The 20616-nt window shown below is 61.5% G+C and carries 21 protein-coding genes and 1 tRNA gene; 8 read left to right on the top strand and 14 right to left on the bottom strand.

Annotated elements, in window-relative coordinates; genetic code table 11:
- The first annotated feature begins 2 nt into the window (after positions 1–2).
- Positions 3–1256: a DNA polymerase IV gene (locus HJ536_RS04515; RefSeq protein WP_177156806.1), complete on the top strand. Its 1254-nt coding sequence runs from the start codon at positions 3–5 to the stop codon at positions 1254–1256.
- On the opposite strand, the gene HJ536_RS04510 is transcribed toward HJ536_RS04515, so the two are convergent.
- The gene (locus tag HJ536_RS04510) at positions 1257–2120 is read right to left on the bottom strand and encodes an N-formylglutamate amidohydrolase (protein ID WP_177156805.1); all 864 of its coding nucleotides are present in this window, start codon (positions 2118–2120) and stop codon (positions 1257–1259) included. It lies immediately after the preceding gene.
- A gap of 140 nt (positions 2121–2260) precedes the next feature.
- On the opposite strand from HJ536_RS04510, the gene HJ536_RS04505 reads away from it, so the two are divergent.
- Both HJ536_RS04505 and ykgO read left to right on the top strand, forming a co-directional pair.
- Positions 2261–2335: transfer RNA gene (locus HJ536_RS04505), tRNA-Val, on the top strand.
- Between the two features lie 69 nt (positions 2336–2404).
- Positions 2405–2530, top strand: a complete 126-nt coding sequence (gene ykgO / locus HJ536_RS04500; RefSeq protein ID WP_176852220.1) for a type B 50S ribosomal protein L36 — start codon at positions 2405–2407, stop codon at positions 2528–2530.
- Between the two features lie 142 nt (positions 2531–2672).
- Here the strand turns inward: ykgO and HJ536_RS04495 are convergent, their stop codons facing one another.
- The 8 genes from HJ536_RS04495 to HJ536_RS04460 form a co-directional block, all read right to left on the bottom strand.
- Positions 2673–3887: a phenylacetate--CoA ligase family protein gene (locus tag HJ536_RS04495; RefSeq protein WP_177156804.1), complete on the bottom strand. Its 1215-nt coding sequence runs from the start codon at positions 3885–3887 to the stop codon at positions 2673–2675.
- A 14-nt stretch (positions 3888–3901) separates the two neighbouring features.
- Positions 3902–4726, bottom strand: a complete 825-nt coding sequence (locus HJ536_RS04490) for an ABC transporter ATP-binding protein (RefSeq protein ID WP_177156803.1) — start codon at positions 4724–4726, stop codon at positions 3902–3904.
- A gap of 71 nt (positions 4727–4797) precedes the next feature.
- Positions 4798–6090, bottom strand: a complete 1293-nt coding sequence (locus HJ536_RS04485; protein WP_176852223.1) for an ABC transporter substrate-binding protein — start codon at positions 6088–6090, stop codon at positions 4798–4800.
- Positions 6091–6173: 83 nt separating this feature from the next.
- A complete protein-coding gene (locus HJ536_RS04480) occupies positions 6174–7250 on the bottom strand; it encodes a branched-chain amino acid ABC transporter permease (protein WP_176852224.1) in 1077 nt (358 codons plus the stop codon).
- A gap of 30 nt (positions 7251–7280) precedes the next feature.
- The gene (locus HJ536_RS04475; protein ID WP_176852225.1) at positions 7281–7526 is read right to left on the bottom strand and encodes a hypothetical protein; all 246 of its coding nucleotides are present in this window, start codon (positions 7524–7526) and stop codon (positions 7281–7283) included.
- 3 nt (positions 7527–7529) lie between these two features.
- Positions 7530–8489 carry a branched-chain amino acid ABC transporter permease gene (locus HJ536_RS04470; RefSeq protein ID WP_176852226.1) on the bottom strand — a complete coding sequence of 320 codons (960 nt, stop codon included), beginning with the start codon at positions 8487–8489 and terminating at the stop codon, positions 7530–7532.
- A 12-nt stretch (positions 8490–8501) separates the two neighbouring features.
- Complete coding sequence (locus tag HJ536_RS04465) at positions 8502–9314, bottom strand: ABC transporter ATP-binding protein (protein WP_194245642.1); 813 nt, start codon at positions 9312–9314, stop codon at positions 8502–8504.
- Positions 9315–9390: 76 nt separating this feature from the next.
- Positions 9391–11358, bottom strand: coding sequence for an AMP-binding protein (locus tag HJ536_RS04460; protein ID WP_177156801.1), 1968 nt, complete (start codon positions 11356–11358; stop codon positions 9391–9393).
- Between the two features lie 199 nt (positions 11359–11557).
- On the opposite strand from HJ536_RS04460, the gene HJ536_RS04455 reads away from it, so the two are divergent.
- The 4 genes from HJ536_RS04455 (at position 11558) to HJ536_RS04440 (ending at position 15973) form a co-directional block, all read left to right on the top strand.
- A complete protein-coding gene (locus HJ536_RS04455) occupies positions 11558–13477 on the top strand; it encodes a hybrid sensor histidine kinase/response regulator (protein WP_177156800.1) in 1920 nt (639 codons plus the stop codon).
- Positions 13474–14175 carry a response regulator transcription factor gene (locus HJ536_RS04450; RefSeq protein ID WP_176852230.1) on the top strand — a complete coding sequence of 234 codons (702 nt, stop codon included), beginning with the start codon at positions 13474–13476 and terminating at the stop codon, positions 14173–14175. The genes HJ536_RS04455 and HJ536_RS04450 overlap by 4 nt, the downstream gene beginning before the upstream one ends.
- A 69-nt stretch (positions 14176–14244) precedes the next feature.
- Positions 14245–14898: a histidine phosphatase family protein gene (locus HJ536_RS04445; RefSeq protein WP_177156799.1), complete on the top strand. Its 654-nt coding sequence runs from the start codon at positions 14245–14247 to the stop codon at positions 14896–14898.
- 19 nt (positions 14899–14917) lie between these two features.
- Positions 14918–15973, top strand: coding sequence for a saccharopine dehydrogenase (locus HJ536_RS04440; RefSeq protein ID WP_177156798.1), 1056 nt, complete (start codon positions 14918–14920; stop codon positions 15971–15973).
- 24 nt (positions 15974–15997) lie between these two features.
- Here HJ536_RS04440 and HJ536_RS04435 read toward each other — a convergent pair whose 3' ends face one another.
- The 5 genes from HJ536_RS04435 to HJ536_RS04415 form a co-directional block, all read right to left on the bottom strand.
- Positions 15998–16324 carry a DUF3775 domain-containing protein gene (locus HJ536_RS04435; protein WP_228028622.1) on the bottom strand — a complete coding sequence of 109 codons (327 nt, stop codon included), beginning with the start codon at positions 16322–16324 and terminating at the stop codon, positions 15998–16000.
- Positions 16325–16465: 141 nt separating this feature from the next.
- A complete protein-coding gene (locus HJ536_RS04430) occupies positions 16466–17197 on the bottom strand; it encodes an SDR family NAD(P)-dependent oxidoreductase (RefSeq protein WP_177156796.1) in 732 nt (243 codons plus the stop codon).
- Complete coding sequence (locus tag HJ536_RS04425; RefSeq protein ID WP_420811081.1) at positions 17194–17754, bottom strand: DUF3833 family protein; 561 nt, start codon at positions 17752–17754, stop codon at positions 17194–17196. Before HJ536_RS04425 ends, HJ536_RS04430 begins: the two co-directional genes overlap by 4 nt.
- A gap of 45 nt (positions 17755–17799) precedes the next feature.
- Entirely contained in the window at positions 17800–18555 is a 756-nt protein-coding gene (locus HJ536_RS04420) for a DUF1365 domain-containing protein (protein WP_177156795.1), read from the bottom strand.
- On the bottom strand, positions 18552–19853 hold the full coding sequence (locus HJ536_RS04415) for an NAD(P)/FAD-dependent oxidoreductase (RefSeq protein WP_177156794.1): 1302 nt from the start codon (positions 19851–19853) through the stop codon (positions 18552–18554). The genes HJ536_RS04420 and HJ536_RS04415 overlap by 4 nt, the downstream gene beginning before the upstream one ends.
- A 210-nt stretch (positions 19854–20063) precedes the next feature.
- On the opposite strand from HJ536_RS04415, the gene HJ536_RS04410 reads away from it, so the two are divergent.
- Positions 20064–20612, top strand: a complete 549-nt coding sequence (locus HJ536_RS04410) for a sigma-70 family RNA polymerase sigma factor (RefSeq protein WP_276529460.1) — start codon at positions 20064–20066, stop codon at positions 20610–20612.
- Positions 20613–20616 lie beyond the last annotated feature (4 nt).

Genomic DNA, 20616 nt, shown 5'->3' with positions numbered 1-20616 from the left:
CGATGCCTGCACTGTGTCGCAATTGTTTGCATGAGTTCGAGAGCGGGGCGCGATGCCCCAAGTGCCGCAGCCCCCGCGTGGTTGCGCATGACGAGTTGTGGGATCTGGGGATCGCCCACATGGACTGCGATGCGTTCTATGCGAGTGTGGAAAAGCGGGACCGGCCCGAACTGGCTGCCAAGCCGGTGATTATCGGTGGGGGGCGGCGCGGGGTGGTGTCGACCGCCTGCTATGTGGCGCGGATCCGCGGGGTGCGCTCGGCGATGCCGATGTTCAAGGCGTTGGAGCTGTGTCCAGATGCGGTGGTGATCAAGCCGCGGATGGAGGTCTATGCCGAGGTGTCCCGCATCATCCGCGCGCGGATGGAGGAGTTGACGCCTGCGGTGGAGCCTTTGTCATTGGACGAGGCGTTTATGGATTTGCGGGGGACGGCGCGGCTGCATGGGGCGCCACCTGCGGTGCTGCTGGCGCGGCTGGTCCGCGGGATGAAAGACGAGTTGGGGATCACCGGATCGATCGGGCTGTCCCATAACAAGTTTCTGGCCAAGATCGCCTCGGAGGTGGACAAGCCCAACGGGTTTGCCGTGATCGGGCGGGCAGAGACCAGCGATTTCCTGCGCGACAAGGATGTCAGCATCATCTGGGGGGTCGGCGGCGCCACCAAGGAGGCTTTGGATCGGGCAGGTATCCGGACCATCAGTGACCTCTTGCGTTGGGACGAGGCTGAGTTGGTGGCGCGGTTCGGCAGTATGGGCTTGCGGCTGTTCCATCTGGCACGGGGACAAGACACCCGAGAGGTGAAGCCGGATCGCGGACTGAAATCCGTGAGCAATGAGACCACCTTTGACGAGGATATCAGCGACATTGATCTGCTGGACGGGCATCTGTGGCGCATGGCCGAGAAGGTGTCCGGCCGCGCCAAGGCCAAGGGGATCGCGGGTCGAACCGTAACGCTCAAGCTGAAGCGGGCGGATTTCCGGCTGCTGACGCGCCGTGTGACCCTGACCGACCCGACCCAATATGCGGACAAGCTGTATCGGGCGGCGCGGGGATTGCTGGATCACGCGGTGGATCAGGGGCCCTTCCGGCTGATCGGCGTGGGCTTGGGGGATCTTTTGGACGAATCCGGTGCGGACCGGTCCGGCGATCTGCTGGACCCCGATGCGGAAAAGCGCGCCCGCGCCGAAAGGGCCACGGACGCGATCCGGCAGAAGTTCGGCGCTGATGCCATCATCAAAGGGCGCGCGCTGCGCTGATTACTCGGCCGCCATCCGGTTGACCGTGGGGCGCGCGATATCGGCGATGCCCGCGATGACTCGGGTGATCAGGGCGCGGAAGGCCTCATAGCCTTCGTGCGGCAGGATCGCGGCCTCGTTCATATAAAGAGAGCGATCGATCTCGATCTGGATGGCGTGGTGCCCGCGGCCGGGGCGGCCGTAGTGCTGCACCGTGTAGGCCCCCGCAAAGGGGCTGTTGCGGGCGACGGTCAGCCCCTCGGCGCGGAACAGCGCCTCGATCCGCTGGACGATGGCCGTGTCAGCAGAGGCGCCAAAGCGATCCCCGATCACCACATGGGGCCGCGAAGCTTCGCTGCGCACCAGACTGTCGACGGCTTCGTGCGGCATGGAATGGCAGTCCACCAGAATGGCCTGCCCGAACTGGTCGCTGGTTTTGTCCATCAGGTCCCGCAGCGTGCGGTGATAGGGCACCCAGCACCGCTCGATTCGGGATTCGGCCTCGGCCTGGGTCAGCTTGCCCCGATAAATGGCGCGGCCGTTCGAGACAACTCGGGGCACAACCCCCAGCCCCGACGCGATTCGCGGAGAATGATAGCGGCGGCGCACCCCGTCGATCAGCGCGGGGTCCAGCTCGTCCCGTCCGCGATTCAGGTCCAGATAGGCCCGCGGGAATCGCGCCGACAGAATCGGAGCCCCGAATTGGGGGGCTGCCGCAAACAGATCGTGGACAAAAGCGTCTTCGGACGACCGGATCGCGTGGGAATCAAGGATTGTGCGCCCCATCAGATCATCGGGATATTCGTTTCCGCTGTGCGGAGACGCAAAGATTACTGCAGTGGTTTGCCGATCAGGGCAAATCAGGTCGAATATCCGTTGGTCCATGGCGTCTCCCTCGAAACAAATCCTAGACCGAAAAGAAACCTTGTCAAAAGGCCTTGAACACCCCGACGACTCCTTTTATAGAGCGCGAACCGACACGAAGCGGACCGGCTCGCAAGAGTTTGAAAGCCAAGTGGAAGGTTGCGAGCGTAGCTCAGCGGTAGAGCACTACGTTGACATCGTAGGGGTCACTGGTTCGATCCCAGTCGTTCGCACCATCTAATTCACCGGTCCATTTTGGGCCAACTGCTAACAGGCGCACGCGCGCCGCGACAAGGAGAGACACGATGAAAATCAAGAACTCGCTCCGCTCGCTCAAGCAGCGTCACCGCGATTGCCGTGTCGTGCGCCGTAAGGGCCGCGTCTACGTCATCAACAAGACGCAGCGCCGCTTCAAAGCCCGTCAGGGCTAAGCGCTACCTGAGCAGCAGATAAGCCGTCCTTCTGGGGCGGCTTTTTTCTTGGTCTCTCTCCGGCAGTTTTCCGGCAGACCGCACATAAAAAAGGCGACACTCTTTGCAGAGGTCGCCTTTTCCGATTCTCGTGGATCGGGAATCAGCCGTAGTTGCGCTGGTCGTCGATCACTTTGCCATCATTGGGCAGGCTGCCGACGGGCACGCATTCCACGATTCCCTTCAGCTTCAGCACCTCGGCCACAGAGCCCTCGTAGGCGGCCGCATCCGTGCCCCCTTCGATCTGGACGCGCATGACGTCCATCTCGCCCTCACGCAGGGCGATGACTCGGGCCTTGGTGACTTCGGGGTGCTTGGCCACCAGTTGGGCGACCTGCTCGGGGCGGACGAACATGCCTTTGATCTTGGTCGTCTGGTCCGCACGGCCCATCCAACCCTTGATCCGCATGTTGGTGCGGCCGCAGGGGCTGGTGCCGGTCATGACGGCGCTCAGATCACCCGTGGCAAAGCGGATCAGCGGGTAGTCCGGGTTCAAGGTGGTCACGATCACCTCGCCCACCTCGCCTTCGGCAACGGGGATGCCGGTGCCGGGGCGGACAATCTCGACGATCACGCCTTCGTCCACGATCATCCCTTCCATCGCGGGGCTTTCGTAGGCGATGTTTCCCAGATCGGCGGTGGCATAGCACTGCAGGCAGGCAATTCCGCGATCGGCGTATTCCTGACGCAGGCTGGGGAACAAGGCGCCACCACCCACAGCGGCCTTCTTGATTTTCAGGGCAACGCCCATCTCCTCGGCCTTGTCCAGAATCACCTTCAGGTAGTCGGGCGTACCGGCATAGGCCGTCGTCCCCACATCCGCGGCTGCGCGCACCTGCAACTCGGTCTGGCCAACGCCCGCAGGCAGAACCGCCGCGCCAACAGCCCGCGCGCCGTTCTCAAAGATCATCCCCGCCGGCGTCAGATGATAGCCAAAGCAGTTCTGGACGATATCCCCCTGCCCGATTCCCGCAGCGTGCAGGAACCGGCCCATGCGCCACCAGTCATGGCTGACTTCACCGGGTTCATAAATCGGGCCGGGCGACTGGAAGATATGCGCAAAGCCCGAAGCCGGTTTGACCGTGAACCCGCCCAACGGGGACACGCGCCCCTGTGCCTCGCCGATCTCGGACTTGCGCAGCACGGGCAGCAGGGCCAGATCGCTCAGGTCTCCGATCTCGGACGGGTCGATAAAGGCCAAGGAGTCGCGATACCCCCGCAGCCCCTGCACCGCGCGCAACTGGGCCCGCAGTCCGTCCATCTGCGCAGCAAGCCGTTCATCGGCGCTGCGCGTTTCAAGCTGGTCAAAATAGGTCATGAGCGGCGCCTCCCTTAGCTCAACCAACGCTTGCGGCGGCGGTAGCTGCGCACATCGCGAAAGCTTTTGCGGCCCTCGTCGGACATGCCCAGATAGAATTCTTTGACGTCGGGGTTCTCGCGCAGATCGGCGGCGGTGCCGTCCATCACAACGCGGCCCGATTCCAGGATGTAGCCGTGGTGCGCATAGCGCAGCGCCACGTTGGTGTTCTGTTCGGCCAAGAGGAAGGACACCCCTTCGTTCTCGTTCACCGATTTCACAATCTCGAAGATCTGCTCGACCAGCTGCGGGGCCAGACCCATGCTGGGTTCGTCCAACAAAATGCATTCGGGGCGGGACATCAGCGCACGGCCAATCGCGACCATCTGCTGCTCACCGCCCGAAGTATAACCGGCCTGCGATTTGCGGCGCTCTTTCAGGCGCGGGAAATAGTCATAGACCATCTGCAAATCCGCATCGACCGCGCCGCGACCGTCATGGCGCGTATAGGCGCCGGTCATCAAGTTTTCCTCGACGGTCAGGTGCTGGAAACAGTGACGGCCTTCCATCACCTGAATCACACCCTTTTTCACCAGCGCCGCGGGGTCCAGATCCTGCACGCGCTCGCCTTTGTACATCACCGAGCCTTTGGTCACTTCGCCGCGCTCGGAATGCAGCAGGTTCGAAATGGCCTTCAGCGTCGTGGTTTTGCCCGCGCCATTGCCCCCGAGCAATGCCGTGATGCCGCCCTTTGGAACCGACAGGCTCACGCCCTTCAGCACAAGGATGACGTGGTTGTAGATCACCTCGATATTGTTGACCTCGAGCAAGGTCTCTTGGGTTCGTCCCGCGTCCAGCATGGCTCTTCTTCTTTGGAAAAATACTCAGAAGGTGCTCCGGCAGCGGCCAGCGCCGCCGGAGCAGGTTCAGATCAGCCGCCGCAGGTGGTCACAGGCCACGGAGCGTTCGCATCGGCGTATTCGGCTGCCTTTGCCTTGGCCAAGGGCTCGATGACCGACTGGTCCGCTTGCAGCAGATCGCTGGCTTGATTGAACTTTGCGCCATCCCACTCGAGGATCCACGCGCCCGAGTGACCGGTGTGGTTGTTACACGCGGTCGAGAACGCCGGAACCATGCCAGCCATTCCCAGCTCTGCCAGCTTCTCGTCGGTGATATTCAGGTTCTCGAGACCCCAGCGCAGGTCCTTGGGACCGATTTCCGCGCTGCCGGTGTGCTCTTGGGCGACCTTGATCGCTTCGGCCAGCATCATCGACATGACGAGACCGCGCTGATAGAAAACGCTGTTCAGCTGGTCTTCGGTGGTCTGGGTCTTGCCGGTGTCGATGACGTATTTCTTGATGTCCGCCATCAGAGCGCTGTCGGGCTGCGGCATCGACCAGCTGATCGACTTGTAGCCTTTGCCCTTGTCACCCACGGCTGCCAGATCGGGGTCGTGGCCAGCCCACCAGACGCCATAGAACTGCTCCATGGGGTACTTGGTTTTGACGGCTTCCTGAATGGCGGCGCTGTTCATCGCGCCCCAGCCCCACATGATCACGTTGTCGGGACGCTCGCGGCGGATTTGCAGCCACTGAGCCGACTGGTTCTGCATTTCTTTCAGACCAACGGGGATCGCGACCAGTTCAAAGCCATGCTCGGCAGCCAGCTGTTCCAGCAGCGGCAGAGGCTCTTTGCCAAAGGGGTGGTCCAGATGCAGGAACGCGATCTTCTTGCCCTTGAGGCTTGCCATGTCACCGCCCGCGATGTGCGACAGGATCATGTAGGCGCCGTCCCAATAGGATGCGGGCGGGTTATAGGCCCACTGGAACGTGCCGCCTTCGGACATGGGGCTAAAGCCATAGCCGGGCGCCAGGATCGGGATCTCGTCCACGTTGGTCTTGGGCAGAACCTGCAGGGTGATGCCGGTGGACCAAGGCTGGGTCACGATGGCGTTGCCCTTGGTCTTTTCATAGCATTCGACGCCCTTTTCGGTCGAATAGCCGGTCTCGCATTCTTCGAAGTCCACTTTGACACCGCCGACGCCGCCATCGCGCTCGTTCAGCATGGTCATGTAGTCGGCCTGACCGTTCATCAGCGGGATACCCAGCGCTGCGAACGGGCCGGTGCGGTAGGCCATGTTCGGGGCATACAGGCCCTCGGCCATAGCTCCGCCTGCGATTACGGTCAGCGCTGTTGCGGCTGCCAGTTGCTTCCACAGTTTCATCCGGTCTCCTCCCTTGGATCACGTGGATGGAATTCGGCACGCTCCCTCCTCAAAGAGCGCACCAATGGTTGGGTCGTCCCGCGTCAGTGCGGGAACGGCCAGATCACGAGCTTTTCACGGATCAGCGCCCAAAGGCGGGCCAAGCCGTGCGGTTCGATGATTAGGAAAAACACGATCAGTGCGCCGACGATCATGACGTTCAGGTGCTCGACCGTGGCCGAGCTGATAGGCAGGCCAAAGGTCTCGGGCAGGGTGTTCAGGATCACAGGCAGGCCGACAATCAGGATCGCCCCAAGATAGTTGCCCAAGACAGAGCCCAGACCGCCGATGATCGCAATGAACAGGATGCGGAACGACAGCGGGATGTCGAACAGGTTCGGCTCTGCCGCGCCGCGCCACATAAAGACGAAGAGCGCGCCCGCCACCCCCACGATGTAGCTGCTGATGGCAAAGGCGGTCAGCTTGGACTTCATCAGGTTGATGCCAATCAGTTCGGCGGCGATGTCCATGTCGCGGGTCGCCTTCCACGTCCGGCCTAGCGTGCCGCGGGTCAGGTTGATGCACAGCATGGTCATCAGGCTGACGATCGCCAGAACCACATAATACTGCACGTGGCTGCTGGCGGTCGGACCAGCAACGGTCACGCCGAACATCTCGAGGTTCGGCACCTGAATCGCGCCCGAGGCGTTGTAATTGTAGAGCCAGCCCCACTTTTCAAACAGCCACACCAAAAAGAACTGGGCCGCCAGCGTGGCAATCGCCAGATAGAAGCCTTTGATCCGCAGGCTGGGGATGCCGAACATCACGCCCACCCCCGCCGAGAACACGCCCGACAGTAGGATCGCCACCACGGGGTTCATCCACGGCATGATCGTCACCAGCTTGTAGCAGGCATAGGCCCCGACCCCCATGAACGCGGCGGTCCCAAGGCTCAGCTGCCCCGCATAGCCGGTCAGGATATTCAGGCCCATCGCTGCCAGCGAATAGATCAGGATCGGGATCAACAGGGTCTGAAAGGCAAATTCACTGGCGGTCAGCGGCAGGATCACCCAAGCAAAGGCCAGAATGATCGCCAGCAGCACGGCGTCCTGACGGACCGGAAACAAAGCCATGTCGGCGACATAGCTGGTCTTGAACTGACCAGACGTACGATAGAGCATCGGTTCTCTTTCTTGGTTCTATGCCGGGGATCAGACCGCGGATTCCACAGTGTCTTCCTTGACCGCCCATTTCGGCGGCTTGGCCTTGCCGGTGACCTCGGAATGACGGACCAGCCACAGATGGGCCCACAATCCGATCGCGCCCCCCGCGGCCGCCAGCAGAACCGCCGTCACCAGCCGGTCGCTATGGCCGGTATTCTCGGTCAGCGCGAGATAGCCAAAGGCCCAGAACCCGCACCACGCCACAACATTCAGAATTGCGATAAGCTTCGGCATTTTTCAGACCCTTTCGATGATGCGTTCGCCGAACAGCCCCTGCGGACGGAACAGCAGAACAAAGAGTGCCAGAACAAAGGCGAACCATGTCTCGGTGTTCCCACCCAGCAGCGGCTGGCCCCAATAAATCTCGAACAGTTTTTCCAGAAGGCCGATCATCAGGCCTCCGATAATCGCGCCGGTGATCGATTCCAGACCACCCAGCATCAGAACCGGCAGCGCCTTGTAGGCGATCACCTCGAGCGCAAAGCTGACGCCAGCCCGCGCGCCCCACGCAATGCCAGTAACCAGCGCAATGATACCGGCGATGAACCAAACCAGAACCCAGATCGTCTGAAGGCTGATGCCCACAGACAGCGCGGCCTGGTGGTCATCCCCCAGCGCGCGGATGGCGCGGCCCATGCGGGTTTTGTTCAGGAACATCAGCAGCGCCACCACCAGAATGGCAGCCACAGCCACAGCCGTCACGTCTTTTTGCTCTAGCAGCAAGAAGCCGCCAAAAGGCTCAAAGATGAACTCGCCCGTGGGAATGCCCAGTTCTTCGGTGATCATCATCTTGTTCTCACCGCCGAAAATCAGCTCGCCAAAGCCGATCAGGAACAGCGTGATCCCGATGGTCGCCATGAACAGGATGATGTCCGGCTGACCCACCAGCGGACGGAGGACAATCCGCTCGATGCTGACAGCCAGCACGAACATCACCCCGAGAGACAGGACCACAGAGATCCATGCCGGAACGCCCATCTGGTGGAACCCCACCAGTGTCAGGGCGGCAAACACCACCATGATCCCTTGGGCAAAGTTGAAGATACGGCTCGAGCGGAAGATCAGCACAAACCCCAGCGCGATCAGCGCATAGAGGATGCCGGACACCAGCCCTTCCCACAGAACCTGCATCAGAAAATCCGGTGCCTCGAACATGTCGGCAAAGGGCTTCACCAGAATGCTATTGAGAAAATCCATTACCCTGTCCCCTTAGTGCTGCACGCCAAGATAGGCGTCGATCACGTCCTGATTGTTGCGCACCTCGTCAGGGGTGCCGTCGCCAATCTTCTTGCCGTAATCCATCACGACCACGCGGTCGCTCAGGTCCATCACCACGCCCATGTCGTGCTCGATCAGCGCAATAGTGGTCCCGAATTCGTCATTCACATCGAGGATAAAGCGGCTCATGTCCTCTTTCTCTTCGACGTTCATGCCTGCCATAGGCTCGTCCAGCAGAAGGATCGACGGCTCTGCCGCCAAAGCCCGCGCCAGCTCCACCCGCTTTTTCAGGCCATAGGGTAAGCGGCCCACCGGCGTTTTGCGGATCGACTGGATTTCCAAGAAGTCGATGATCTCTTCGACCTTCTCGCGGTTCGCGACCTCTTCGGCGCGCGCCTTGCCCCACCACAGGGCCTGAGACGCAATCCCAGCGTTCATCTTGGTCAACCGGCCGGTCATCACGTTGTCCAGAACGGTCATCCCCTCGAACAAGGCGATGTTCTGAAAGGTCCGCGCAACACCCATCCGCGCCACTTCATAAGGGCGCATCGGCGGACGCGGCGCGCCCTTGTACCAGACGGCCCCCTCACTCGGGGTGTAGAACCCCGAAATGATGTTCAACATCGAAGACTTGCCCGCCCCGTTCGGCCCGATGATCGCGCGGATCTCGCCCTCGCGGATGTCAAAGCTGATGTCCTTGATCGCCACCACACCGCCAAACCGCAGGGTGATATTCTTCATTTCCATCAAGACGCCGCCGATCTGGCGACCGTCCTCGGTCACGTATCCTGCGCTCGCGTCCATCACTGCGTCCGCTCCTTCAAACACAGGTCCATCCCTTCTTTTTGCTGAAAATACTCATGCTGACTGATCCACCGGCTCATTCCGCAGCCACCCTCTGGGGCGCGACCGGCACAACAGCCGCATCACGAAGTTCCAGCGTCGCGCGGATCTGGCCCTTGCGGCCGTCCTCATAAGTGACCTCGGTCTCGGTGTAGATCGACGGCGATCCGTCATAGAGCGCCCCGACCAGATCAGCGAACTTCTCGGCGATGATCTTGCGGCGCACTTTGCGGGTGCGGGTCAGTTCACCGTCGTCCGCATCCAGTTCCTTGTGCAGCACAAGGAAACGGTGGATTTGGCAGCCCGACAGCATCTCGTCCTGCGCGACGCTACGGTTCACCTCTTCGACGTGGCTTTGGATGGTCGCCAGCACCTGCGGATGCCCCGCCAGTTCCTGATAGGAGGCATAGGCGATGTTGTTCCGCTCGGCCCAGTTGCCCACCGCCGTCAGGTCGATGTTGATGAACGCTGTGCAACGATCCCGATCGGCACCGAACACCACGGCCTCAAGGATATTGGGAAAGAACTTCAGTTTGTTCTCGACATACTTGGGCGCGAACAGGCTGCCATCAGCCATCTGGCCCACGTCCTTGGCACGGTCGATGATCCGCAGATGGCCGGTAGAAGGTTCAAAGAAACCAGCGTCCCCAGTGGCCACCCAACCCTCGGCATCCTTGGTATCGCGGGTGCTTTCGGGGTTCTTGTAGTACTCCACGAACGTACCGGGGCTGCGATAGAACACCTCGCCATTCTCGGCGATGCGGACCTCGACACCGGGCGAAGGCACGCCCACCGTATCCGAACGCACCTCGCCATCAGGCTGCTGGGTGATGAACACGCTGGCTTCGGTCTGACCATAGAGCTGCTTCAGGTTGATCCCGAGCGAGCGGTAGAAGTCGAAAATCTCGGGCCCGATCGCCTCGCCTGCGGTATAGCCCACGCGCACGCGGCCAAAGCCCAGCATGTTTTTCAGCGGGCCATACACCATGAACTCGCCCAAAGCATATTTCAGCCGGTCCATCGCGCTGACGGATTTGCCGTCCAGAATGGCCGGACCGACCTTGCGAGCGTGGGCCATGAAGTGGTCAAAGATCTTCTTCTTGGTCGGCCCTGCGTCCTCCATGCGGATCATCGTCTGGGTCAGCTGGGTCTCGAAAATCCGCGGCGGGGCGAAATAGTAGCTTGGCCCGATTTCCCGCAGATCGGTCATCATCGTCTCGGGGCTCTCGGGGCAGTTCACGCAGAAGCCGGTCCAGTACGCCTGCCCGATCGAGAAGATGAAGTCGCCCACCCACGCCATCGGCAGATAGGCGAGCACCTGATCACCCGCCTTCAGGTGGTCGAACTCGGCGCTGTTCTTGGCGGTTTCGATCATGTTCTGGTTGGACAGCACGACGCCCTTGGGCTTGCCCGTCGTCCCCGAGGTATACAGCATCACGCAGGTGCTGTCGTAGTTCAGGATGCTGCGGCGACGCTCCAGTTCCGGCGTCAGCTCGTCGCGGGCGGCGTGGCCCTGTTCCTGAATGTGGCTGTACTGGTGCAGACGGGTGTGATCGTATTTCCGCATCCCCTTGGGATCGAGATAGATCATGTGCTCGAACTGATGCAGGTTTTCCTGAATCTCGATGACTTTATCGACCTGCTCCTGATCACCGGCGATCACGAAGCGCGCCCCGCAATGATCCAGCACATAGGCCATCTCTTCGGCGTTGGCGTCCTGATACAGCGGCACCGGAATGGCCCCCACGGCTTGCGCGGCCACCATCGACCAGTACAGATAGGGACGGTTGCGCCCGATAATGGCGATGTGGTCGCCCTGTGCGACGCCCAGATTGATCAGCCCCAAGGCCAGCGATTCAATTTCCGCAGCGGTCTCGGCCCAGGTCCAGCTTTGCCAGATGCCGTACTCTTTCTCGCGATAGGCCGGCTTGGTGCCGAACATGCGGGCATTACGCTCCAGTAGCGCTGGAAAGCTTTCCAGCGCGCCGGACGCAGTATGCGTCATTGTCACGTTATTTTCCTCCCTTTGTCCGGTCTCCCCTCCGGACAAGTCACCGAAGCGACTCTTGGCCCTATTGGGTCATGCTCTGAGCTTGTCGGTCAACTTTTTCCTGAAAATTTCTGAAACCTAACGAATTGTAACAAGGCCCTGCGCCGCCTTGCACCTCATCAATCGATAGCGGCTAATAGCCGTCGGAGGAGCCATGACCCAAAGCAGCAATGCCATTCACGCCATGACCACAGCCGGTCTGGACCTGATCCAGCAGGCGCTGTCGATCTTTGATTCCGACCTGCGGCTGGTCGTGGCGAACCGCAGGATGCAGGAAATCTTTAACCTGCCTGATGCCTTGGTCACTCCGGGGGCCGATTTCGAGACGGTGATCCGTTATCTGGCCGAACGGGGCGAGTATGGCGAGATTGACGACATCGACGATTATGTTGCCGCCCGACTGGAGCAAGCCCGCACCTTTGCCCCCCATTACATGGAGCGCACCCGCGCCAATGGCCGCGTGATCAGCGTCGAAGGGAACCCTTTGCCCGAGGGGGGCTGGGTGACGGTCTACACCGACATCACCCAAATCAAACGCCAAGAGGCCCTGCTGCGCGCGCGTTCCGAGGAACTGAGCGATAAGGTGCTGGCCTATGCCGAAGAACTGTCGGGCGCGAACCGCGAACTGGCCGCCACGAACGCCGCGCTGGAACAGGCCAAGGCCCGCGCGAACGAGGCCGAGGCCCGCATCCGCCTGACCACCGAGATGATGCCCGCCCACATCGCCCGCGTCGATCTGGACCTGCGCTATACCTATTCCAACCGGCAGCTGTCGTGGGTGATGCCGGGACGGCGCAAAGACATCCTTGGCATGACCATGACCGAGGCGTTGGGCGAATCCTTTCCCAAGGTTCTGCCATCTGTCCAGCGGGCTCTGTCCGGCGAATCCGCAGTGATCGAGTTCACCGACGCCCCCACATCGCGCCGTATCCGCGCGGCCTTTACCCCCGATTTCAGCACCGGCCAGATTTCCGGCGTAAACATCCTGTCGCTGGACGTGACCGAGGAAACGCAGGCCCGCGCCACCCTGCAACAGACCAAGAAACGCGAGATGGCCGCACAACTGACCAGCGGTCTGGCGCACGATTTCTCGAACCTGCTGACGATCATTCTGGGGATGCAGGGCAAGTTGGCCCGTATGTCCCTGCCCGCAGACGCGGGCGATCTGATCAGCGCCACGATTAATGCGGCAAACCGTGGCGGGCGGCTTTTGGACAAGATCGCGGGGATTACGGCGGGGCGCGAGTTGCGGCTGCACGCGGTGGACATGGATGCCTTTACCAAGGACCTGATCACCTTGGCGCGGTCCACCCTGCCCTACGGCGTCTACCTGAAGGTCGAAACGGAACTGCCCCATACGCCGCTTATGCTGGACTCGGGGTTATTGCAGGACGCGGCGCTGAACCTTGTGCTGAACGCCCGCGATGCCTGCGGCGCCAAGGGGCAGATCACCCTGCGTCTGAGAACCATCGGCGACACGTGGCTGGAGCTGTCCGTCGGCGACACCGGCCCCGGATTTTCCGAAACGGCGCTGAAACACGCGCTTGATCCGTTCTTTACCACCAAAGGCGGCGAAGGATCGGGCCTTGGGCTGCCCATGGTCTATGACATGACCAAAACGGCGGGCGGCACGATGACCCTTGGCAACACGTCCCAAGGGGCCCGCGTCACCATCCGCCTGCCCCTGCGCGCCGCGCCCTTGTCCGTGCCGCCCGCGCTGGTCCTGCTAGTCGAGGACAGCGACGACATCCGCGCCACCGTCCGCGATATGCTAACCAGCCAGAGCCATTCCGTGATTGAGGCGACTTCGGTCGACGAAGCCTTGGCGCTGGCCCGCGACCTGCCCGACATCGCCTATGTCGTCTCGGACATTTCCCTGACCGGCGAAGGCACAGGGCTGGACCTGCGCGCCGCCCTGTCCGCCACCAACCACCCTGCCAAGATTGTATTGATGACGTCCTTGCCCGAAACCCACCCCCATCACGCCGCAGCCCGCGCCAGCGGCATCGTCCTGCACAAACCCTTTGAGGCCCGCGATCTGGCCGCTGCCCTTGGGTCGGAGGTCACCGCATGACCGAGCCCCTCGTCACTATTCTGGACGATGAACCCGAGATCCGGCAGCTGCTCGCCGATACTCTGCAAGAGGCCGGTTTCCGCACCATGTCCTTTGGCCGCGCGACAGAATTCGAGGCCGCTCTGAAATCCTGTCAGCCCGATCTGTGTCTGGTGGACCTGTCGCTGCCGGATCGGGACGGGCTGTCGCTGGTACACCGACTGGCGCTGGAGCAGGGGGCGACGGTGATCATCATCTCGGGGCGCGCGCAGGTGCAGGACCGGATCACGGGGCTGGAACTGGGGGCCGATGACTACATCATCAAACCCTTTGACCCGTCCGAGGTCGTCGCCCGCATCCGCGCCCGCCTGCGCAAGGGCAAGGCGACCAAATCCAATGGCGACACTGCCCAATTCGAAGGCTGGACCGCCCATTTCGATCGCTTCACCCTGGTGGATGCGACCGGCGCCGAAACCCCGTTCAGCCATGCCGAAGGGGCGGTTCTGCGGCTGTTTCTGGAAAGCCCCAAGCGCCTGATCACCCGCGCCTATATGCAGGAAACATTGGGCGGCGCAGCGGGTGAAAGCTTTGACCGCGCGATGGATGTCCGCATCTCGCGCCTACGCACCAAGCTGCAAGAAGACCCAAAGAACCCCCGCCTGATCAAAACGATCTACGGGGCGGGCTATATCTTTCTTGGCGATGTGAGTTGGCGATAACACTTGCGACCTGCCCGTCCCCCAAGCTAAGCACCAAGTGCGGAACGAACGCGGAACAGGGATAAGCGGATGACCGAGATTACACTGGTGCGCCACGGGCAGGCCAACAGCGGAGCACAGGACGAGGCCAACTATGACCGTCTGTCCGAACTGGGTCACCAGCAGGCCGCGTGGCTGGGGGAGCATCTGCAAACCGTCTCGCCCTATGATCGCATCATCTCGGGGGCGATGCGCCGCCAGATTGAAACCGCCCAAGGGCTGAACCGCAGCGCCCTGCCCCATGACACCGATCCGCGTCTGAACGAGCTGGATTATTTCGGTCTGGCCGAGTCCCTGAAGAACACTCACGGCATTCCGATCCCGACCTGCGCCCCCGAATTCGCCTCCCACGTGCCGCAGGTTCTGGATGTCTGGCGCAATGGCGGCATCCACCCCGACATCGAAAGCTATGCCGCGTTCCACGACCGCATCTTTGGCGCGCTGCACGCCGCCGCCTCTTGCGGGGAACGGTGCCTGCTGGTCACCTCGACCGGAGTGATTTCGACCCTGACAGCGATTGCCTTGGGGCTGGAAACCGCGGCCAAGGTGAAGATGTTCCTGAGCGTCACCCATACGTCCGTTCACAAGTTCGAATTGCGCGGCGATGATCTGTACCTGACCCAGTTCGGCGCAACGCCGCACCTGGATCACCCGGATCGTCAGCACGCCAAAACCCATGTCTGATTTACCGAAGGAAGCCCTGATGACTCACCTCTGGGTCCGCACCGAAAGCCGCCCGAACGAACAGCGCGTCGGCATCACCCCCGAAGGCGTGGCCGAAATGATCGCCGCCGGATATCGGGTCACGGTCGAGGAAAGCAGCCAGCGCATCATCCCGATCTCTTCGTACCGCAAGGCCGGTGCCGAGATCGCCCCCGAGGGCAGCTGGCCCGACGCCCCCAAGGACGCGTTCATCTTTGGCCTCAAGGAGCTGCCCGAAGAGGACACCCCCCTGATCCACCGCCACATCATGTTCGGCCACGCCTACAAAGGGCAGTCGGCCGGTCTGCGCCTGTTGAAACGGTTCAAGGCGGGCGGCGGGGCGCTGTTCGATCTGGAATATCTGGTGAATGAACAGGGCCGCCGCGTGGCTGCGTTCGGCTATTGGGCCGGTTACGCGGGGGCGGCTGTGGCGCTGCGGGCTTGGGCCGCGCAGAAATCGGGCGGCATCTGCCCGCCGATGCAGGGCTATGCCAACGCCAAAACCATGTGCGCCATGTTGCAACAGGAACTGGACCGCACCGATCTGCCCCGTCCCAATGCCATCGTCATCGGTGCGCTTGGCCGCGTGGGCACTGGCGCCAGCGATCTGTGTGCCGAACTGGGTGTCGACGTCACGAAATGGGACATGAAGGAAACCGCGAGCGGTGGCCCCTTCCCGCAGATTCTGGAGCATGATGTGTTCCTGAACTGCATTCTGGCAGGCCCCTCGACCCCCGTGTTCGTCCCTGCCTCGGCCAAGGAAGCCGAGCGCAAGCTGTCGGTCATCGGGGATATTGCCTGCGATCCGGACAGCGATTTCAACCCGGTGCCCTTGTACACCAAGGCAACCACTTGGGACGAACCGGCCACCCGCGTGCACGACGCGCCCGCGCTGGACGTGACCGCGATCGACAACCTACCTTCGATGCTGCCGCTCGAAAGCTCTCAGGATTTCTCGGGTCAGCTGCTACCCACCCTGATGACGCTAGAGGACCCGTTCTCAGGTATTTGGGGCCGCGCCTTGGCGACCTATCGCAAGCATCTGCAGAACGCATGAAAAAGGGGGCCTCGGCCCCCTTTATCACATAATGTCGTCTTCTTCGTCGTTGGCCGAGATGCCGAACGCATCCAGTCCACTTTCCAGATATTCCGACAGATTGGGCATCCCCAGCAGGTAATCCGCCGCGGAACGGGTGATCTCGGTCTCGACTGTGGCGCGGGCTTCGTCCAGCTCATCGGGCCCAAAGGTGTCGCGCCCGATCCAAGCCAAGGCGATGAGATCGGTCTGCTCTTCTTCGTTCAGATCGTCGATAAAGGACCGGATTTCTTCGTCGTCCAAGCGGCCCATTGTCTCGTGTTCGTCTTCGGACAGATCCTCGGTCAGCATTTCCAGCTCTCCTGAGTTCATGCGCAACTCGTGCGCAAGCAGGATGATCTGAGCAACTTTTGACGATGATATCTGTAACATGGCTCGTTTCCCTATAAGGCCTGTCTCAAGCATGTATTTTGAAGTGCGGCGTTGTCCTTGATCTAGGGCAACACTCTTTGGTCAGCCCACGATGCGAAAGTAGGCCCAGTCCGGCAGCAGGTTCGCGATGCGGAACATCCACGAAAATACCCTTGGAAAGCTGCGGGCAAAGCGCGCCGAATTCATGTGTTCAAATATTTCTGTTGCCGCGTCTTCTGGCTCCATCAGAAACGGCATGGAAAAGTCGTTTTTGTCGGTCAGGCGGGTGCGGATGAAACCGGGATTGACCAGTTGGACCCGAACGCCGGTCTTGCGCAGGTCCGCGTGCAGGGTTTCGGCCAGCGACATGACCCCCGCCTTGGAGGCCCCGTACCCCACCGCACCGGGCAAACCGCGAAAGCCCGACAGACTACCCGTCAGCACCAGATGGCCGCTACCACGGGCCACGAATTTCGGCACCATCACGCCCACCACACGCATCGCGCCGTTCAGGTTGATGTCGCCCATTGTGGCCATCTTTTCAGGGTCGATTTCGGCGGGTTTCATGGGCCAGTACACTCCGGCCAGATAGATCACACCATCCACATCCCCGACCGTTTCGGCCGCAGCGCGGATGCTGTCCAGATCGCTGACATCGCAGGGAACGGCGTGCGCCTTGGCGGGCAGTTCATCGACCAGATCGTTCAGACGATCCTCGGATCGGGCGCTGGCATAGACCTCTACCCCCGCGCGGCTGAGTTGAAGGGCCAAAGCCCGCCCCAGCCCCTCGCTAGCGCCAATCAGCCAATATTTCTTGCCATTCCACTCGGTCACTCAACCCCCTTGGGACGCATGGTGGCGACCAACTCGCCGACCTTGATCCCGAATTTCCTGAACTGGCTGCGGTTCACGATGACCCCGTTGGGGGCCAGATACATCCAGTCCGTTACATCCAGAACGTGGCCCCCTGCGTCGGGCATCAGGCGGATCCGGTACCTCAGGCGCACCGCATCACCGCGCTGCTGGCCCAATCCCGTGCCCACCAGATCGTCCGCCTCGGCGCGGATAGAGCCGTCACCGGCCACCTCCAGCCGCCATTCGCGATCCTGCGTGGAGCCACTGTCATAGCGAAAGAATTCCCGAAGCGTGCCTTTGTTCCCGTCCCACGCCCCCTCCATCTGCGCACAAAACCGAGAGGCTACGCGCCCCGTGGGGCCATAGATCACGCCCTCGCACAGCATTGGTCCGGCCAAGGCCTGACGGATGTCGAACCGCAGCGGGCCGTCATAATCGGCGCTGTCCTGCGCCCGAAACGATGTGAAACGGATTTTCGCCCAAACCAGCAGGGCACAGACCACAAATCCGATAAGACACCAGAGCAAACCGTTCACGAAAGGCTCCATCATTGCGGGCCCGAACGGACCCCGATTAGACAATTAGCGGCTGACTTCGGTATCGGGCGCCGCGGGTGCGGGCCGGTACAGCGCGCGCTTCAATTTCAGCTTCAACGCCTGCCAGAAGATCAGCACCACAACGCGCCGCGCCCCAAAGGGCCGCCGGAACGCCGCTTGCAGCATGGACCGGTTGGTCAGCGGCTGGCGCTTGCCGGTCAGGGTGGCGGTCAGGCCGCCCTCGGCATGGGTCAGGTCGATCCAGATGCCGATCCGGTCATCGCGGAAATCAAAGCGGAAACGGTATTCCCCCGCGATCGGCTGAAAGGGCGAGACGTGAAAAATCTTGCGCGCGGTCAGTTGATCCTGCGCCGTGATGGGCGACAGATCATCGTGGTGGCACAGGTAGCTGTGGCGCTGACCAAAGGTGTTCGTAACCTCGGCGATGACCACGCGCAGAACACCTGCCGGATCGTGGCACAGCCAGAAACTGACGGGGTTGAACACATGCCCCAGCACGCGCGGTTGGGTCAGCAGCAGGATTTCCCCCTGCACATCCAGCCCGTGATCGGCCAGCACCTGCCGCACCCAAGACGGCCCTTGCCCCTGTTTCGGGGGGCCGCCGTGATCGCGGTCACTCAGCGAGAACAGGTTCCATCCCCGCCGCGAAAACAGCGAGGGGGTTTTGGGCTCTGCCTCGGGGTCCAGCAGCACGTAGTCCACGCCATAGCGAAAGGCGTTGTCGATCCCGCCTTTGCGCCCGTGCCACGTGTGCCCCTGAATGTGGTCGATGTGGTTCATTCCGCTGCAACCGGTTGGCTAAGGCGGCTGCGCATCCCCTCAGCCACGTCCAGACCGCTGGACAGGCCATCCTCGTGGAAACCGTTCTTCATCCACGCGCCACAGAACCAAGTGTTGTTGGTGCCGTTCATCTGGCGAACCTGCTCCTGCCCCGCAAGGGCAGCGTTGTCATAGACGGGATGCCACAGGGTCACCTGATCATAAATCAGCTCCTGCCGGATGGTGCGGCGGGTGTTCAGGGTCACGAAATGCGGGTCATCCTGAGGGATCGGCTGCAGGTTGTTCATCCAGTAGGTCAGGTCGATGCGGTCGCTGGGGGTGTCCTTGTCCTCGGTATAGACCCAAGAGGCCCAGCAGCTGCGGCGCTTGGGCATCACGCTGGTGTCAGCATGCAGGATCACGTCGTTCGGCTGATAGCGGATCGCGGACAAGGCTGCGTGTTCAGCCTCGGACGGGTCGGACAGCAGGCGCAGGGAAATGTCGGAATGGGTGGCAAAGACCACTTCATCGAACTGCTCCCACTCGCCGCCTTTGGTGCGGATTTTGGGGCCGTAAGGGGTGCGCATCACGCCCTCGATCGGCGCACCAAGGCGCAGGTCCACGCCTTTGCGGGTCAGGGCCGTTTGCAGGCGGGTCACATACTGGATCGAGCCGCCCTTGACCGTGTACCACTGGTGCTGGCCCGTGTGACTGAGCAGCGCGTGGTTCTTGAAGAACGAGATGAACGCGTGGGCCGGAAAATCCATGATCTTGTCCGTGGGGGTGGACCAAATCGCGCCCGAGAGCGGGGCCAGATAATATCGGCGGAACCAGTCCCCCAGTTTCAGGTGATCCAGCAGCTCGCCAATCGAGGCGCCCGCCAGTTGGTCAGCCGCATCCGAGGCCTGCGCATTGAACCGCAGCACATCCCGCACCATGCCCCAGTATTTCGGGCTGAACAAATTGCGTCTCTGCCCGAACAGCGCATTCAGCGTGGAAAACCCGTATTCCAGTTCCCCCCCGTTGATCGAGGCCCCAAAGCTCATGTTGCTTTCGACGGTGGGCACGTCCAGCTTCTCGAACAGGCGCACTATGTTGGGATAGTTCACGTGGTTGAACACGATAAAGCCCGTGTCGACCGGCTGATCCCCGTTCTTGCCCGCCATCCGCGTGCGGGCATGTCCGCCAAGGCGGTTTTCCTCTTCGAACAGGACGACGTGATGGTCATTTGCCAGCTCATAGGCCGCGCCCATGCCGGAAATTCCCCCGCCGATTACTGCGATTTTACGGCCGACGGGGCTGGTCTGTTCGAAGGGCATCAGAAATCTCCGTTGTTTTCATAGTGTGTTACGACGCCTCTGCCCCATTGGATGAAAAATAATCGCCGAAGTGATCCGGTTTCTTGGCCCCTGCGTAGATGGTGCATGATGATGTTGGATCTGGACCTTTCGGAAAACCGGTTGCCAGCACGCCCGATCCGGCGTGTTAATGGGCGTGACGACCGCTCAACTCGCACCGGAACTAACCGATTGCCCGACCTACAGCATCAGACCGCACTGGACTGGACAGACCATATCCACCGTATCCGCGCGCAGGATCAGGCCGCCTTCAAAGAGGTGTTCGCCCATTTTGCACCACGGGTTAAGGCGTTTCTGGTCAAATCCGGCGCTGACCTCCAGATGGCCGAGGAATGCACCCAAGAGGTGATGGCCACCGTCTGGACCAAGGCCGGAATGTTCGACCCATCGCGGGCGTCGGTATCCACGTGGATCTTTACGATCGCGCGGAACCGCAAGATCGACATGCTGCGCAAACGGCGGCGCCCTGAACCCGAAGACCTGTTCTGGGGCCCCGAAGAAGAGCCGCTGGCCGAAGACGCCGTGGTTCTGCAGCAAGAAACAAAGCGACTGGCCGAGGCGATCCGCGCCTTGCCCGAAAAACAGCGGCATCTGGTGGAGAAAGCCTACTTTGGCGACCTCTCGCACACGGAAATCGCCGAAGAGACGGGTCTGCCCCTTGGGACGATCAAATCCAGAATCAGGTTGGCGCTGGATCGCTTGCGCCATCAGTTGAAGTGACCGT

Origin of the sequence: Donghicola mangrovi (genome assembly GCF_013377535.1) — a bacterium.
GTDB lineage: Bacteria > Pseudomonadota > Alphaproteobacteria > Rhodobacterales > Rhodobacteraceae > Donghicola > Donghicola mangrovi.
This window is presented reverse-complemented; position numbering and strand designations above follow the sequence as displayed.

Bases quoted from the DNA above. Each gene is read 5' to 3' on its own strand.
- HJ536_RS04515 (WP_177156806.1), top strand. From the start codon at position 3: ATGCCTGCACTGTGTCGCAATTGTTTGCATGAGTTCGAGAGCGGGGCG.
- HJ536_RS04510 (WP_177156805.1), bottom strand. From the start codon at position 2,120: ATGGACCAACGGATATTCGACCTGATTTGCCCTGATCGGCAAACCACT.
- ykgO (WP_176852220.1), top strand. From the start codon at position 2,405: ATGAAAATCAAGAACTCGCTCCGCTCGCTCAAGCAGCGTCACCGCGAT.
- HJ536_RS04495 (WP_177156804.1), bottom strand. From the start codon at position 3,887: ATGACCTATTTTGACCAGCTTGAAACGCGCAGCGCCGATGAACGGCTT.
- HJ536_RS04490 (WP_177156803.1), bottom strand. From the start codon at position 4,726: ATGCTGGACGCGGGACGAACCCAAGAGACCTTGCTCGAGGTCAACAAT.
- HJ536_RS04485 (WP_176852223.1), bottom strand. From the start codon at position 6,090: ATGAAACTGTGGAAGCAACTGGCAGCCGCAACAGCGCTGACCGTAATC.
- HJ536_RS04480 (WP_176852224.1), bottom strand. From the start codon at position 7,250: ATGCTCTATCGTACGTCTGGTCAGTTCAAGACCAGCTATGTCGCCGAC.
- HJ536_RS04475 (WP_176852225.1), bottom strand. From the start codon at position 7,526: ATGCCGAAGCTTATCGCAATTCTGAATGTTGTGGCGTGGTGCGGGTTC.
- HJ536_RS04470 (WP_176852226.1), bottom strand. From the start codon at position 8,489: ATGGATTTTCTCAATAGCATTCTGGTGAAGCCCTTTGCCGACATGTTC.
- HJ536_RS04465 (WP_194245642.1), bottom strand. From the start codon at position 9,314: ATGGACGCGAGCGCAGGATACGTGACCGAGGACGGTCGCCAGATCGGC.
- HJ536_RS04460 (WP_177156801.1), bottom strand. From the start codon at position 11,358: ATGACGCATACTGCGTCCGGCGCGCTGGAAAGCTTTCCAGCGCTACTG.
- HJ536_RS04455 (WP_177156800.1), top strand. From the start codon at position 11,558: ATGACCCAAAGCAGCAATGCCATTCACGCCATGACCACAGCCGGTCTG.
- HJ536_RS04450 (WP_176852230.1), top strand. From the start codon at position 13,474: ATGACCGAGCCCCTCGTCACTATTCTGGACGATGAACCCGAGATCCGG.
- HJ536_RS04445 (WP_177156799.1), top strand. From the start codon at position 14,245: ATGACCGAGATTACACTGGTGCGCCACGGGCAGGCCAACAGCGGAGCA.
- HJ536_RS04440 (WP_177156798.1), top strand. From the start codon at position 14,918: ATGACTCACCTCTGGGTCCGCACCGAAAGCCGCCCGAACGAACAGCGC.
- HJ536_RS04435 (WP_228028622.1), bottom strand. From the start codon at position 16,324: ATGAACTCAGGAGAGCTGGAAATGCTGACCGAGGATCTGTCCGAAGAC.
- HJ536_RS04420 (WP_177156795.1), bottom strand. From the start codon at position 18,555: ATGAACCACATCGACCACATTCAGGGGCACACGTGGCACGGGCGCAAA.
- HJ536_RS04415 (WP_177156794.1), bottom strand. From the start codon at position 19,853: ATGCCCTTCGAACAGACCAGCCCCGTCGGCCGTAAAATCGCAGTAATC.